Origin of the sequence: Cedecea sp. P7760 (genome assembly GCF_013386425.1) — a bacterium.
GTDB classification, from domain to species: Bacteria; Pseudomonadota; Gammaproteobacteria; order Enterobacterales; family Enterobacteriaceae; genus Cedecea; species Cedecea selenatireducens.
This window is the reverse complement of the sequence record NZ_JACARU010000033.1, coordinates 1-14,641: the sequence shown is the minus strand read 5'-3', so window position 1 is coordinate 14,641 and position 14,641 is coordinate 1. Positions and strand designations below refer to the sequence as shown.

Annotated in this window: 16 protein-coding genes; all 16 read right to left on the bottom strand. The window is 61.1% G+C overall.

The window, feature by feature from the left end; translation table 11 throughout:
- Nucleotides 1–3 precede the first annotated feature (3 nt).
- The 16 genes from traP to HX778_RS13040 all read right to left on the bottom strand — a co-directional run bounded on the left by traP (nucleotide 4) and on the right by HX778_RS13040 (nucleotide 14,333).
- Nucleotides 4–765, bottom strand: coding sequence for a conjugal transfer protein TraP (traP, locus tag HX778_RS13120; RefSeq protein ID WP_176982233.1), 762 nt, complete (start codon nucleotides 763–765; stop codon nucleotides 4–6).
- Nucleotides 758–2,065 (bottom strand): conjugal transfer protein TraO, encoded by a 1,308-nt coding sequence (gene traO, locus HX778_RS13115; protein ID WP_176982232.1) that lies wholly within the window; start codon nucleotides 2,063–2,065, stop codon nucleotides 758–760. Before traO ends, traP begins: the two co-directional genes overlap by 8 nt.
- 2 nt (nucleotides 2,066–2,067) lie before the next feature.
- The gene (locus HX778_RS13110; RefSeq protein WP_370527391.1) at nucleotides 2,068–2,853 is read right to left on the bottom strand and encodes a DotH/IcmK family type IV secretion protein; all 786 of its coding nucleotides are present in this window, start codon (nucleotides 2,851–2,853) and stop codon (nucleotides 2,068–2,070) included.
- A 223-nt stretch (nucleotides 2,854–3,076) separates the two neighbouring features.
- Nucleotides 3,077–3,727, bottom strand: a complete 651-nt coding sequence (locus tag HX778_RS13105) for a DotI/IcmL/TraM family protein (RefSeq protein ID WP_370527390.1) — start codon at nucleotides 3,725–3,727, stop codon at nucleotides 3,077–3,079.
- Between the two features lie 51 nt (nucleotides 3,728–3,778).
- The gene (locus tag HX778_RS13100) at nucleotides 3,779–4,129 is read right to left on the bottom strand and encodes a conjugal transfer protein (protein WP_176982229.1); all 351 of its coding nucleotides are present in this window, start codon (nucleotides 4,127–4,129) and stop codon (nucleotides 3,779–3,781) included.
- A gap of 22 nt (nucleotides 4,130–4,151) precedes the next feature.
- A complete protein-coding gene (locus HX778_RS25135; protein ID WP_255483393.1) occupies nucleotides 4,152–7,823 on the bottom strand; it encodes an LPD7 domain-containing protein in 3,672 nt (1,223 codons plus the stop codon).
- A 30-nt stretch (nucleotides 7,824–7,853) separates the two neighbouring features.
- Entirely contained in the window at nucleotides 7,854–8,144 is a 291-nt protein-coding gene (locus HX778_RS13085) for a conjugal transfer protein (protein ID WP_176982228.1), read from the bottom strand.
- Complete coding sequence (gene traJ / locus HX778_RS13080; protein ID WP_176982227.1) at nucleotides 8,141–9,307, bottom strand: plasmid transfer ATPase TraJ; 1,167 nt, start codon at nucleotides 9,305–9,307, stop codon at nucleotides 8,141–8,143. Before traJ ends, HX778_RS13085 begins: the two co-directional genes overlap by 4 nt.
- Nucleotides 9,307–10,131, bottom strand: coding sequence for a type IV secretory system conjugative DNA transfer family protein (locus tag HX778_RS13075; RefSeq protein ID WP_176982226.1), 825 nt, complete (start codon nucleotides 10,129–10,131; stop codon nucleotides 9,307–9,309). The genes traJ and HX778_RS13075 overlap by 1 nt, the downstream gene beginning before the upstream one ends.
- Nucleotides 10,128–10,601 carry a DotD/TraH family lipoprotein gene (locus HX778_RS13070; protein ID WP_176982225.1) on the bottom strand — a complete coding sequence of 158 codons (474 nt, stop codon included), beginning with the start codon at nucleotides 10,599–10,601 and terminating at the stop codon, nucleotides 10,128–10,130. The genes HX778_RS13075 and HX778_RS13070 overlap by 4 nt, the downstream gene beginning before the upstream one ends.
- Nucleotides 10,602–10,651: 50 nt before the next feature.
- Nucleotides 10,652–11,122, bottom strand: coding sequence for a lytic transglycosylase domain-containing protein (locus tag HX778_RS13065; RefSeq protein ID WP_176982224.1), 471 nt, complete (start codon nucleotides 11,120–11,122; stop codon nucleotides 10,652–10,654).
- A gap of 59 nt (nucleotides 11,123–11,181) precedes the next feature.
- Nucleotides 11,182–11,601: a hypothetical protein gene (locus tag HX778_RS13060; protein WP_218167128.1), complete on the bottom strand. Its 420-nt coding sequence runs from the start codon at nucleotides 11,599–11,601 to the stop codon at nucleotides 11,182–11,184.
- A gap of 3 nt (nucleotides 11,602–11,604) precedes the next feature.
- Complete coding sequence (locus tag HX778_RS13055; protein ID WP_176982223.1) at nucleotides 11,605–12,078, bottom strand: lytic transglycosylase domain-containing protein; 474 nt, start codon at nucleotides 12,076–12,078, stop codon at nucleotides 11,605–11,607.
- Nucleotides 12,063–12,674: a prepilin peptidase gene (locus HX778_RS13050; RefSeq protein ID WP_176982222.1), complete on the bottom strand. Its 612-nt coding sequence runs from the start codon at nucleotides 12,672–12,674 to the stop codon at nucleotides 12,063–12,065. Before HX778_RS13050 ends, HX778_RS13055 begins: the two co-directional genes overlap by 16 nt.
- Before the next feature lie 4 nt (nucleotides 12,675–12,678).
- Complete coding sequence (gene pilM, locus HX778_RS13045) at nucleotides 12,679–13,107, bottom strand: type IV pilus biogenesis protein PilM (protein WP_176982221.1); 429 nt, start codon at nucleotides 13,105–13,107, stop codon at nucleotides 12,679–12,681.
- A 104-nt stretch (nucleotides 13,108–13,211) separates the two neighbouring features.
- A complete protein-coding gene (locus HX778_RS13040; protein ID WP_176982220.1) occupies nucleotides 13,212–14,333 on the bottom strand; it encodes a site-specific integrase in 1,122 nt (373 codons plus the stop codon).
- Nucleotides 14,334–14,641 lie beyond the last annotated feature (308 nt).

Here is a 14,641-nt window from a genome sequence, read left to right as displayed (position 1 = left end):
TCCCTAGTGCAGCACGCCAGCGCTGGTCGTCACGCTGCGCTCGGCGGTGTTGATATCGCGCACCGTGACGCCGCCGAGGCTGTCGCCGGGCTCCACCGCCCACGTGCGACCCTGCCAGCTGATCCATGCCATGCCGTCCTGCAGGCTTTCCAGCCGCATGCCGGCGTGCGCGGAACGCGTACCTGTGCGTCCTGCAGAAGCTCGCCCCGAACCGTCAGCCGGTGGCCTCACGGCCAGCACGGTAACCAGTTTGCCCAGACGCACATTCTCCTGCGCCACGCCGTCAAGTTGCTGTTGCAACGCGGCAAGCGCCTTCGTCTGTGCGCGCACCGTGTCTGACAGGCGGGTGATGGCCTCGCGGTTAGCCGCCTCGAACTCACGCCCCTCGCGGACAACGGCGGTCAGGTCATCCGGCGCACTGCCGGCCACTGCCCCCGTGTTTACTGTCACAGGAACGGTGAGGTCGCCGGTCTGCGGCGGCGAGGGCACAGGGACGGGGTTAACAGGCATCGCGGTCGGCTGCTGAACCGACTCGAGCCCACCATCCTGACCGAAAGCCCGATGGCTGGCATCCTGAGAGGTGGATGAGGGCCAGAACAGGAACCAGGCAAGCACTCCCAGCCCCACGAAAATGCCCAGAAGCCAGGGCAAGGAGTAGCCCAGCAGCACTGGACGCGTCAGGATGCCCTGCTTATGGGCGTCGGACGGTGACGCTGCCGGGGGCATAGGAGCGGTTTGCGCCGGCTGCGGGTCGAATTCAGTCACGGGAAGTACCTCTCTGTTCGGCGGCGCGGATGCGCGCCTGTGATTCCGTCCGCAGCTCGGCGGCGGTCGGGGTCGGGTTACTGCTCAGGGGCGCAGGTGCGGTATTGCCCGACGTCGTCTGTGCAATGCCCTGCGGTGATTCTACGTCGGTACTGTAGACGCCGCGCATGAACTGGATGGCCACCACTTCGCCATTGTCAACATAGACGGTTCGGTCCGGCAGACGGGCCGCGTCGTTCGTGAGAACCTGGCCCGCTCGCTGAGCCATGCCGCCTGCAATCACCCCCGCCACCGCAGTCGGGTCCGGCAGTCCGGGACGGGCCGTTACGGTGTTAAAGCCGTTGTTCAGCATCTGCGTGTTGGACTGTGCGTAAAGCTGCCCCGCTTCACCGGTGCCACCGAAGATCGAGGGCAGCACAATGCGGCGGAAGTAGTGATGATCAACGTCGGTGGCGATGTTCGCCACGAGCGTATCGTCCTGCAGCGCATAGGCGTCCACCTTATAGTTCTGACCGTTCAGCGCCATGGTCGTGAAGTGAATGATGACACCATCGCCGGAGAGCTTCGCCCCCTCGGGAGCCTTCAGCACCGCGCCCGAGTACTGACCGGTGGTGATTCGGCCCAGCACCGGCGTGGTACCGTTGTCAGAATTCACGCCGGTATAAATCTCACCGGGCCCGCGCCAGTACGGCGCCACCACAACAGAGGCTGGCGGCGCGTTTGCGGCGGCCTGACGAGTGCGCGCCGCGGCCTGTTGAACGTAGCTTCCGGGCTGAGAATCGCGCCAGGCCGTCCAGCCGCTCTCCTTGCCGCCCAGCAACTGCGCAACCGGCAGATCGTCTGTTTTCGGCTCCGACTGCATTTTTGCCAACAGCGCGTTAAGTGACTTCGCGCGGGCGTCCGCCAGTGCCTTTTCCTGCTCCGGCGTGCGCCCGCGGGGCTGAGGCCGCGAGGGCGATACGGATACCGCCGCCTGCGCCGCAGCTGCGGCAGGTTTTGGAGTGACAACGTCCTGCTGCAGCGGGATGCTGGCAATAAAGCTCGTGTTGCGTGCGGCGGCGGCCTGCGCGCCCAGCGCATTGCTCTCGCGTAGCCGCTCGCGGTAGTCCTGCTGTTCCTGGGCGCTGACCTGCGTGGTACTCCCGACACGGGTCAGGTTCACGCTGGAGGTTTCCGGCGGCGGCGTGGCCAGCCAGCTCCACAGCGCGTAACCGCCGCCGATCACCACCACGATGCCGCCTGCTATCAGGCTCATCATCAGGCGGACATTGCTGCCGCCAGTATTCTGTTGATCGCTCATGATTACTCCAGGGCAATGCTGATGGCTTCGGTGCGCCCGTCAACGGAGAAGGCCACGCGCGGCGTCAGTGGGAGTTTCCACAGGTGGGTGCCGTCGGCCGAAGAAAGCGTGGTGTCGAACTCGTCGCGGATATCCGCGCGCGATCGGATGTAGAGGTCGTCGCCCTGCTGCCACACCGCCGTGTCCGGCACGCTACCGGTGGTTTTAAGGCGCTTCGCGCCCGACGGTGGGACGCCGTCCAGGAACGCCTGCAGCACATCGTCATGCAGCCCGATGCGCGAGGGGCCCGGCGCGTCAGGCGCCGCACCCGGACCACGGCGGGGAATGCGCAGGTCAAGACGCGCGTCCACCGTCCAGGTCTTTTTCGCGGTGTCGGCTTCGCCGCTCATCACGCTTATCTGCAGCGGCACCGGCAGCCCCTCAAGCCCCACCGTCACCAGCGTGTTCACAAAGTCACGCTTTGCGGTGATGACCATAAAGGACATGCCCGGTATCCACTTCACGTCGATATCCGGGGAGCCGCTCACCGGATCACCGAGAATTTTCCAGGGCGCGCCGGTGCTGTCGATAAAACTCACCGTCGCTGGCCAGTTCACCGCGGTGCGAACCAGAGGCAGGCTCGCGCCCGGCTGCAGGCTCACTGTCTGTGCGGTGATGCGTGGTACCGCCGTGATACCGGGCGTGGCCAGCGCCCGGGTCTGCTCGGTCTGCTGCGCGCGCAGCTGGCGAATTTCATCCGGCGTCAGCGGGGCAATGGTTGCCTGCGCCTGGTCGTACGATACCGACACGGGCGGCGGCAGCGCCTGTCCCGGCATCGGTCCAGCAGATGCGGCAGAACTGCCCGCAGCCTGTGCCGCAGAGGTCTGATCGGTTGCTGCAGTACCAGCAGGTGCAGTGGAACGCCACCCGCCACCGGTTTCAGCTGTCGGGGCGGTGCCCGCTGACGTGGCGGCCCCCGCGCTGCCACACAGCGCCAGCCACAGGGCCAGCGTGCGAAAGTTGCTCATAGGATTATCCTGCGTTATTGGTGATGGTTTGCGTGACCTCGAGGCCCCGTGGCTTGAGACGCGGGTCCGCCTGCTGAATGCGAAGTGTGAAGATGTAGCGCAGCGGTGGGGTGCTGCTATTCTGTCCCTGTAGCTTCATCATTACTGGATACTGAAACTCCCACGTGTAACGCCCGCCAACTACGCCACGCCGGGTAATGACACCCGGCTCCACGGTGTTGGACAGGTTCATTCGCTTGTCCTTAATCAGCGCCAGAATATTGGAACCGGTGGTAAGCGCCTGGTTGTAGCCGACAAAGCCCTCCTCGGAGAAGTCCGTTGCCGCCGCCGTCATCTGGTCTTTGTAGTGCACGAAGTCCAGCGTAAAGGCCTTGCTGATGGTGTCCGCTCCGAACTGCCGCACGTCGCTTTCGCTCCACACCGGCTTATCTGTCGCGTAAACAGGCGTGATGCGCCCGCCTTCCGTGGCGAAGTACTCCCGCGGTACGTTCAGATACAGGAAAAACAGCACACCGACAGTAATGGCCAGTATGACGTTGAGAATAAGGCTCCATCCCAGCTTCTTCAGGCAACTGCGCGCAAACTCGGCGCCCAGCGACCGAGCGTGCTGCGCCTGTACCGCGTGTTCATAGGCGTCAGGGTCAGTCAGAGCCACGCCCGCCCCCTCGGGCGGCGCTGCGGGTTGAGGGTTTTGCATGAGTGCTCCTTAGAGGCCGTAGGACTGCCACGGGTCGATGCTGGTCGGCAGGTGGCTGTTGACTTTGTCAGTGAGCGCCCCGCAGACCTTCTCTGACGCCTGATTCATGATGTCCTGCAAACTTGGTAGATGCGGCAGACTGATGGAGATGTTGCGGATGCCGGACAGGCAGTTCTGCAACTGTTCTGAGGTCTGACTCTCGCGGGCCGCCCACGCATCGTTCGCCTTTTTGGCAGCGTTATAGCCCGCTTCACTGCCGGTCTGTGCCGCCGTGCCGGAGCGACAGGTGGCGGCACCGGCACCGAAGGCGGTGCTACAGAAAAAGACCGCCATGAGGGCGGTCGCTGTGTACTTTTTCATGTGAAATCTCCGGTAGGATCGATTACTGGGCCGGCCGCGGCGGCGTGACCGGTGCTGCCTGTGGTGCTGCTGCCGGCTGCTCCTTTACCCAGCCGGACTCCGCTTTGTAGCGCTCGTCGTAGCCGAGGCGGGCGTGCAGCGCGGCGGGCACGTCTGCCGGGGCATCGAGCTTCGCAATGCGCGGCTGCTCGTCTCCAGTAAGACGCACCACCACATGCTCGCGCTGCACCGGTTGCCCGTTGGAGCGGTTGATGCCGTTGCCGTTGCCGATGGGCTGCGCGCCCTCCGGCGTGAGCAGGTTGACCACCATCGGCGGCGCCTCCGTGCTGCCGGGCAGGCTCACCAGCACGTGCTGGTAGTGTCCGTTCTGCCTCACGATGCCCTGCAGGTAGTCTCCGTCGCCCTGGACCAGCAGCAGGTCGGGTCGCCCGTCCTTGCCCCACGCGGACATCACCGGCGTACCAGCCCGTTCATTGTGCTCCGGACGCGGTGCCGACAGCGGGTCGCCTGGCTGCGCGCTTCCCTGCCCGTCCGGTTTCAGCCAGTAGAGGCCATCTGCCGGCTTCGGCGGTGCGTCCATGTCAAGCCCGAGGCGACTAACCAATGTGTGCTGGATTTGCGTATAGCGGTTCACGTCCACGGCCGAGAGCGGCACCATGTCGGCGGCCCCCGTCTGCACGCGGGTTCCACCGAGCGGCGCCAGCGACCACTGGTTGCGGCGCGCCTGAACGTTTTCGTAGTGTGTGATATGGCCATCGCCATCCTTCTTTGGCACCTTCACAGTCACCGCTTGCTCACCCAGCCACTGAAGCGTCACCATACGCCCGGGCTGCAAGTTCGTCTCACGCAGCAGCCCGGCCAGCTCTTTACCCCAGAAAGTCTGCTGCCCCTCTTTCGATCGCAGCGTGATAAAGGTGCTTTCGCTCTGACCTTCTTCAAATCGGAACGGCGCCTGGCCGAAGGCAGTGACCTTGCCGGTCACAGGCTCGCGGGCCTTTTCCGCTGGAGTGTGAACCGCCGGAGAAATCTTCGGCTTCGCGGGATCAGGGATCGGTTCGGGGCCTTGCTGACGTGACACTGTCACTGGAACGGCATTCTGCAATGATTCGCTGGCCGGCGTTGGCTGCGCGGGTGGGGCCTCAGTCGTACGCGGGGCCTGCGGGTCACCGCGCACCGCATCGACTGGCGTGGCCGGCTGGCCCGCTGCGCGACGAGCAGCGTCCAGGTCCGCCTGCTGGCTGGCGTTCTTCATACTCACGTCCAGCTTATTGGCTACGATCACACTGATGGCAAACGCCTTGAATTCTTCGCTGCCGGTGAGCTCAATACGCCCATGATAATGGTTGGCAGCGGTCAGCAGCGCGGCCAGCACTTTCTCCTCGTGGGCACTGGCACCCTCCGCCATGACCAGGCGATTGCCCCGGTCAATAAAGGCGGGATCGCCGTCAAGGCGGTACAGGACACTCTGGCCATCCGGCTGCTTCTCGTGCGTTATGCGGCTCAACAGCTTGTCAGCATCGATGCGGGACGCATTTGAGCCGGAAGACGCCGGCGTATCTTCTGCCTGCGGCGATACTCGGGCTGCCCCTACCAGAATGGCGTTCTCCTCACCGAAAGCAGCTGCTAAAGGGGAAGGTGAAAATTCAGAATGTCTGTCCAATTCAACGCGTAATTCAGCCTCCAACTTTTCACTTTCATCAGATGGCCACTGACCACTTCCTGAAGGATTACTCAGTGCCCACATTGCCGTCAGCCCTATTCGCTCATTAATGAGCTCTCCCAGCCGCATAGCCTTCTCGTCCGAAGTAAGAGTGTCAGACTCATCTTTCAGAATCCGTAGCCTGCGGTTGATATCACCGAATTCAGAACTGAAATCTACTTCATCATGACCTGATGTCGCTTTAGCTAACGAAGACTCCTGCTGCTTTCCTGCCTGGATGAGACGGTGCGTCTCCCCCATACCGAGGTTCAGCTCGGCAGCCACACGCGCAAGACTCAGCCCGGATGCAGAGAGGGCAATCGCCCGCGCAATATTGTCTGCATTTTCCGGCAATAGTTGAGTTCCCCTTGTCTGCAGCGGTTCAGAAACCACTTCGTTAGAAGGTGATTCACTATTAACGGCTGTCAAGCTTTCTGACGGTGATTGAGCATTCCTTGCCTCCACAGGTTCAAAGCTCGGGGCTTTAGAATCCGACTCACTAATAACGAGAGTTAATGCTTCATCGCTGGCAACGTCTGGTGTTGTTTCTATCAATGGTACTTCGTCACGATCCTGTGCCGATGTAACAGGCTCTGCAGCAGCATCTGACTGTTGCGCCTTCAAAATACGGTAAACGCTGGTCTGACCTATACCAAGTCGCTCTGCAATCTGTGTGGGCTTCAGCCCTTCATCGCGCAGTTTCAGGATCTCGTCAGTCTTCTCTTTAGCCACCCCGGGACGGCGTGCAGGTGTGGCTTCGTCAGCGGCCGGGGACGGTGGTGGAAGATTATCCGACGCAGGCTGTGCGTCGTCAGATGTAGCCATGACATATTCCTTATAGTGAAGCCCGGTAAGGGCCTGATGGATTTGTGGCAGGAGGTCAGCCCGGAGGGCCTCCGTACCGCGGGACTGGTGCACATCGTTGAAATCGGTCAGGCCCGCCGCGCGCTCTGCGGCCGTAAATTCGGGGATAATCACTTTGCCGCCGGTGTTAAGCGCTGCCTGCTCCCCCATCACGAGCCCGGTGTTAACCGGTTTGCTGTGATCAAAGTCGACCATGAACAGGTGTGGGCTTCCCGGATAACGGTTGCTGAGTACGTTCGCCACGTTCAGCATGTTCCCGGCGTCAATGGTCATCACCACCGGACGGCCGGTGACCTCGTTCAGGCTGCGCGCCGTGGCGTAGCCTTCGGCGTACAGGATGGGCTCCCCGTCCGTGAGCGTTCCGCCCACCACCTTGAAATGGCCAGCCTTCGGTGCCTCGGAAAACAGGTACTTTTCGCCGTCCGGCGGGATGTACTGTAACGTGCGGAACGCACCGTCCACGTCCTGAAACGGGATAACCAGCGCGCCGTTACGCGTTTGCCGGATTCCGTCATCCGCCGTCACGCCCTTTCTCTGAAGGTAGGCGTGGTCCGGGTCGGCGGGCGGCAGGCGCTCATAAAGCGCCTTCGCTTTGGCCGTCTGCCGGGCATGGGTATCCGCCTGCCTGCGCGCGGAGTCATCGCGGGACTGGCGTGCAACCGCCTTCATGTGCAGGCGGGCAATCGGATCGGATTCCCCGCCCGTGCCCTTCCACTTCGTTATGTCCTTATGCGTTTTGGCGGTCCAGTAGTTGATGAACCAGCCACCCGGCTTACTGCCATTCAGAAATCCGCGGTAGACGCCGTCGCCGTTGCCTTTAGGCCCGTCGGTGACAGGTACCCGGTGTATCTCGCCATCCATCACCGGCAGGCCGTCAATAATCAATCCGGCGTCGGTCAGTGCATCCAGAAACTCTGTTTGCGGGTCCCCGCCGCCACTGCGTCTCATCGGGTCTGGCAGCCAGGCCTGCAGCCGGCTGAGGTCTGCGCCCGGGCGGGCGTACCAGAGCTGCGCCTCCTTATCCCACGTGATGGCATTGCCCCCGTCCGGGTGCTTCCCGGCGTCGGCGCGCGCAGCATCGCGCTGGTCCGGCATGACCGCAAGCCACACCGGGTAGTCCGCTGTTTTCATTAATCCTCCTGTGACTCTGTGTCAGGACGGCTACTCGCCGTCGGTATACCGGCGGTACCACCACGGACGACCGCTCAGGCTTTTGCCACGCGCAAGGCGTGCCACACGCGTCAGCAGTTCGGTCACGCCCCAGCCAAACATTTTCAGCACGCGAAACGCGGCGATAATGCCGGTGACGACGTAGAGGGTGTTCATGGAGGGGAAGCGGAACCAGAAGAGATAAAGCAGAAAAAGCCAGACGGGGATGCCGACGAAGTCCAGGGCGCTGCCGGCCCGCCGCCAGAAGCCCGGCGGATAATCCTCTTTTCTGAACTCGCTCACGCGGTGCCCTCCTCAAACTCGCGCCGCTGGCGAGGCGACATCACTACCGCCAGCTCGGATTCGGCAATGCGTCCGGCGCAGTACAGCTGCCAGGCCTGGTCGACAATGCGACGCTTCTCCTGCCGGATGATGTTGTTGATGTGCGCGCCCCACCTTGACCACGGCATGCTGCCCAACTTCTCGCGAAGATCGTGATCGATGATGATGTACTCCCGCACCGCTGTGCGTCGCCCGTCGGTGGTGCGCAGCAGCGTCTGGACCACCACGTATTGCAGTACGCCCAGCAGCGACCACGCCATGGCCTCACGGCTCTCGTGCGGGAACTCCATCAGCAGGCGCGGGAACGCTTCGCCCGGCGAATCAATGTGCGTCGTGGAGAGGCAGAGGTGGCCGAGCTGCCCCGCACGGATACCTGCATCGATGGTCTCACGGTCACGCATCTCGCCGACGCCAATCAGCGAAGGCGCGCGGCGCAAATCGGCGCGGATACCTGTAGCAAAATCGGGAATGTCTTTACCCACCTGAGACTGTAATGGGGGGAGTACATCGCCCGGGCGCCCGAGGATGAACTCAATCGGGTCTTCTTTAGTTGTGACCTTGCGGTCAGGGTATTTATCCAGACAGAAGCGATAAGTGGAGGCCAGCGCCGTGCTCTTACCTGAGCCAGTGATACCGCCCCACAGCCCCATGCCCTTGGCAGGCAGGATGTTGGCCATCAGTTCCGGCTCCAGCCCCATGCCTTCCAGCGGCGGGATTTCCGAGGGGATGACGCGCAGGGTCCAGGCAATGGTGCTGTCCTGACGCCCCGCAGTGCCCTGCAGCAGGTTGACACGATAGCGTATGCGCTCGCCGCGGCTCAGGCCCCAGCGGCCGTTCATGTCGCCGTCGAGTTGCATTGCACGATCCACTGAATTGCCGCCGCGCACCTGCGGGCGCAGCTCCGGAGTGAACACCTCGTCCATCAGTTTGGCCATGGTGTCCTCTGCCACCACGAAGGGGCTTGCCCTGAGCAGGCGGCCGTATCGGCCCACGGCAAAGTGATTGTCGCCCTGCAGGTGAATGTCGCTCACGTTGTTGCGCGCACACCACACCATGAAGCCGCGCAGCGCGTCGGCATTAAGCCCGCCGCTAAAGTCGTAAAGTTTCAGGTCAGAGACTGACATCAGCGCTTCTCCGTATTGATGACCGGCTTCCACTTCGCCCTGTCGGTGACGAAACCGGCGCGGGACTCCAGACGACGTTCGCGATCGCCAGTGGTGAGCTTGTTGCTGTTTCCTGTGACCGTCTGTTGACGTTCGGTTACCACCGGCGCGGTAATGAGGTTCTGACGGCGCAGAAGTACGTACTGCAGCATGCCGTTGTAGTCGCGCGTCAGGCGGTTGACGTTGGCCTCCAGCGTCTCGTCGGCGCTCTGGCGCCCTTCTGCCCAGCCTTCGTTCACCGCCGCCTGCCATATATCGCGTTGCACCCCGTTCACCGGGACCAGCCCGCCCTCCGGCTCATCCGGTGGCACGGTGCTGAGTCCGGCCAACAGCCATCCCCTCCATGTCGGCGGGTTGCTGACGAAGCGCTCAGGCTGAACAATTTCGTACACGTGGCTCGCGGTGCGTATCTGATCGGGCGTGACGTGCGCCACATCCACAGCCTCTGTGATAACCGGCGGCAGCCAGCCGCGTGCGCTGATGAGAGGACGGAAGTCATAGGTGGCGTCGAGCAGCTTTGCGCGCGCCTCAAGGTCACGCCGGAGTTCCCACGCGCGCTGCGCCTTGCCGCCACGAAAGCCGGTGGTACGTCCACCTTCAGTCAGCATCTGTCGACGATTATCAGAGACGTCAGATGTGCTGCGCTTTTGCGGCGACAGGTAGGCTTCCGGACCTGGTGGCGCTGCGCCGTCGGGACCGGGCGTGGGTGCCGTCTTAGTGAAGTGAAATCCCGCGCAGCCCGCCAGCAGCGCGGGCAACAGCAGGACGCAGAGTCGGGCTTTCATCGGCGGATTCCTCTTTTGTTGCTGACCGGCTCAGCTGGTAGAGAAGGCATGAATTGCAGCACCATCTGTCCGGGATAGGTCACGAGCGTCGCGCGCCAGGCGGTCTGCATCTCAATCAGGCGCAGCACGTTTGCGTAGGTCATGCCCTGCACCTCGATGTCCACGGGCAGCGGCAGGCGCACGCCGGCGTAGCTGAAGGTCTGTCCACGCGCACGGGAAAGCGCGCTCAGCAGCTCCACGGCGTCGCCGTTCCAGCTGAAGGCGACGCGATCGCTGTCGGCACGTATGGCTGCGAAGGGCAGCGGCGCCGCTTCACGCAGTTCACCGTCCATCCACAGCTGCGTCTGCTGCAGCGAAGGCTTCGGAGTTGAGGTGACGCTCTGTGCCGGTGAGGTCGGCTGAGGTTGAAGATGCAGCTGGCAGCCGCACAGCAGCAGCGCCGGCAGCGCGGTCAAAATGCGTTTTTTCATTAAATCTCCAGAAATTGCCGGTATTCAGAAGGGTAAGCGGGTGGTGCCGTTCAGCGGCTGGCCAGCCAGATGGAATAGACTTTTCGGGCATACAACATGCGGCGGGCCTGATTGCCGTCCGCAAATCCGGCGTTGTAGCTGCCGAGGCACTGCCAGGTCAGGCCGCAGACCTGCAGGTGCTGTGCCAGGATCCAGGCGCCAGTCTGCACGTTAAGGCAGGGCTGCGTCAGGAGATCGCGTTCGTCACTGATAACACCCATGGCTTTAAGCTTTGTCAGGTGCGTGGAGTTAATCTGCATCAGGCCAAAGTCGCGGCTGGTGATACGGCCCTGTCGGTCACGGTTGTAGCCCACCGCGTGCGGGTTCATGCCACTTTCCACCTGTGCAATGGCGCGCAGCAGCTGCGGCGAAACGTGATATCGGGCGCCGGCTTCGCGAAAGCAGTAAGCCTGGGCGGAGGTAGAGAAAAACAGCGCAGCCGCAAGCAACAGCAGCGTTCGCCAGAAATGGGTAACTTGCATGGAACATTCTCCGGCACCGGAGAGCCGGGCCTATGGCTACTGTGTTGTGGCGGACGTTGTCATTGTGCGGCGTGTTGTTTCAGTGGAGGTTGCGCTCGCATCCGCGTCTCCATGGCGTTTTTACATTCATCCCCGGGACGCCTTTCGTTTTCAGCCTGCTGCATACAGCTCAGATATGTGTACCCGCTCACAGCTAGCGACAGACGGTGCATGAGCACCTCAGAGCGGTCGGAAAGGCAGCCTAAAAAGGCCGCGCTGAAAGTACCCGGCATCACCGAGCGGCTCAGTAACGCATTGTTCTCGCTGACACACTGTTTCTTGAAAATGCCCAGCGTCAGGGGGAGAATGGACGCCTCGTCCTTTTGCCAGGGTGAAAAATTGAAGTCATATCGCCAGCTCAGATACCCCACCGCCCCCGACCAGCCGAGTAAAAAGACACAGGCTGTTATGCCCGCCCGCTTAAACATTACTTTCTGCATGATTCAGTTTCCTGTGAGTTCGATATAGCGCGCGTACACCTTGCGGGCGTAGCGCATGCGGAACGGCTCGTTCGCGTTTTTAAAGCCGGCGTTGTATGCCCCGACCGACGTCCAGTTCACTCCGTTCTGCGCAATATTCTTCGCCAGTATCCAGGCACCGACGTGAATGTTCTGGCAGGCATTACCGAGCAGAACCTCCCGCGTAATGCCCATGGGGCGAAGCACTGGCAGCCAGGAGGAGTTAATCTGCATCATGCCGAGGTCCTCACTAAGCACCCGCCCGTTCTTTTTGTTATACCCGATGGCACCGGGGTTCAGTCCGCTTTCGACTTCGGCAATGGCCTGCAGGAGTCGCCAGTCAACGCTGAACCGCACGCCCGCCTCACGGAAGCAACGTGCAGCATCCGGCGGCACTTTCGCCGCCTGCGTCCCGCCTGCAGCGACAAGCAGCAGGCCACTGATCACAGCGCGCCACATAGTGACACCGCCACAAAAACCGGATAGAGCACGGTGATGAACGGCACGCCACGTACAAACCTTCCTGCAATCGCGGTTAGCACCAGGCTCATTGCCAGACACGCCCCCGACCAGGTTGGGGTCAGCCACGCGCCAATGGCCGGCAGCACGTAAAGGTCACCGGAAGCCAGCGCCAGCGGCTGCGCCCGCAGCCAGGTGATGAGATTCAGCAGCAGAGCTGGCAGCAGCATAACGGCCGCCCCGGTTAGTGCCGGTATGGCGTCGGGGCCCCCCGGCAGCAGGGTTGTCAGTGCCAGCCAGGAGAGCAGGAAAATGAGTAGATCCGGCACCCACTGAGTCACGCAGTCGATGTAAGCAGCGCTGGCCAGGAGCAGCACAAACAGAGCAAAAGCCAGGTTGTGCGTCAGAAACCAGACGGGAATCACTCCACCACAGAGCATCACCACGGCCAGCAGAGGCCGGACGGGCGCCACATCCGGGTAAGTCTGTGTTTCAGCAATGGATGCTTCAGCGGCGAACCGTGCGCCGGCATAGAGCGCCGGCAGGTTAAAGGCGAGCATGACCGATAGAATCAGTACCGCGGGAATAATCAGCATTGCGTTACCTCACGTAAACTACATAGCCGGCCGGAATAAAGTCAGGCCTTGAAAGTCTCCCGGATGGGGTATTGATACCGGTCGCATCGCTCAGGCCAAAGTGCGAGCTGTTTTCCGTTTCCTTCAGCAACTGCGCATAGAAACCCGGCGAAGACGGGGCGTAAATATAGCCTTCTCCCCCGCTGATACGCAGTTGAATGTTGGTGTTGCGCGGCAGCCAGTCTGGCAGGGTTATCCGTGCGGCAGCGTCGCCGTCGGCCGGGGTAGTGCCGTTCCAGAGGTCGTTGAAGGCGGAAACGTAGTTGAGAAACTGCTCCGACAGCTGCGCCTGCGTCACGTTGGCAACAACGTCACGGTTCGAATCATTCACGCAGGACAACAGAATGCTCACCGCCGCGAGCAACGCGGCAGCAAAAAAAAGAGAAGATCGCATGTGACATCCAGGATTGAGAGTTTTTCCAGTCCGGATAGCGGACAGGGATTGTTCTGCAGGGCAAGGTCCCCCGCATAGCGGAATAGCTGTGTTACTTTGGTCGATCAGAGCGGCCGGATTAGAATCCAGCGACTGTCGTTAGCCTTTACAACCCCCGGTGGAGGTAGCCGTTTTCCGGCGCAGGCGGCCAGAGCCTGTATGCGTAACAGGTCCGTAGCTGCCAGCCTGAGAGCCTCCTCTCTTGACGAGGCAGGCAACGTCAAATGTTCAAGATCTGCAAAGTGCACCGACACCCCGTTATCCACATCGCAGAACTCGGCGGGATAAGGGATAAACAGGGCCACAAATTTCTGAGCCTGCCGCCGCCTGACATCAAGTTTGCTCACTAACTGCGTGGCGCGCAGGTGCGTGTAGCGCTTCAGCATATTCAGGCTCTTGTGTCCTGAAATCGCGGCTACTTCCATCACATTTAGTGTGCCCAGCTCAAATAGACGGCTTACCGCTTCATGACGCAAATCGTGGAAGTGCAGGTCTTCAATTTCTAGCCCCGCGAGTATGCTGCGCCAGGCGCTTTTAAAACCGTTTGAGGTGTAACTGAATACCGGACCAGAGAACGAACCGGCGAACTCTTTAAGTGCCTGCCGTGCCTTGAATGAAAGTGGCACGTCTCGGGCAGTACCGTTTTTGGTCATCGGCAGGTGAGCGATGCCCAGATGAAGATCCACATGCTCCCAGCGCAACGAAAGAATTTCGCCCTGGCGCATGGCCGTTTCCAAGGCAAGAGTAAAAATCACTGCCAGTTCGGGGTTTCGTGCCCGCAGCGCGCGAACTATCCGGCGCTCCTCGACAGATGTCAGGCGCCGCGTGCGGCCGGAGGACGCTTGGGGTTTACGCACATATTCCACAGGATTATGCGTACATGTACCCCATTCGATGCGCGCCAGATTGTATATCGCAGAAAGCAGAGCCATCTCCAGCCGCACAGTATTTGCGCTGACTGGACGCCCCGTCCGATCACTGACTGTACTCAGGCGAATATCCCGGTAGCAGGCAATGTCAACGGAAGTTATTTCATCCATGTTCTTTTCCGCCAGTGATGAGCGCTTAATCACGTTAATGCGGTAAAACTCCTGCAGATGCCCCCGCTTGTGTACGGATACGGTTCGGCAATATTTATCCAGCGCTTTGGATAAGGCCATTTTTCTTATGCGTTGTTTAACTGTCATAACCCCCCCTCAAAAAATAGGGGACGATAACACAGTTCAGCATACTCACTGTCAATCCGGTGTGTGGAAACCATCAGGTGCAGGCGCACTGGAACGCAAAACGTGGTATGTCAATTCTGGCAGCAATTATGGCGATATTTGCCAAGCATCATTAGATTCCTCAGGGCTTGCTTCTCAAGGGTGGATTTCAACAGGCTCAGACGCTTGTACAGAAGATAATCAAACATGTAGTGTCGATAACGTGATGTGTTATGCAGTGAAATTGAAATAACTGCCCTCTTTGAGATAACTGTCAATCCGGTGTGTGG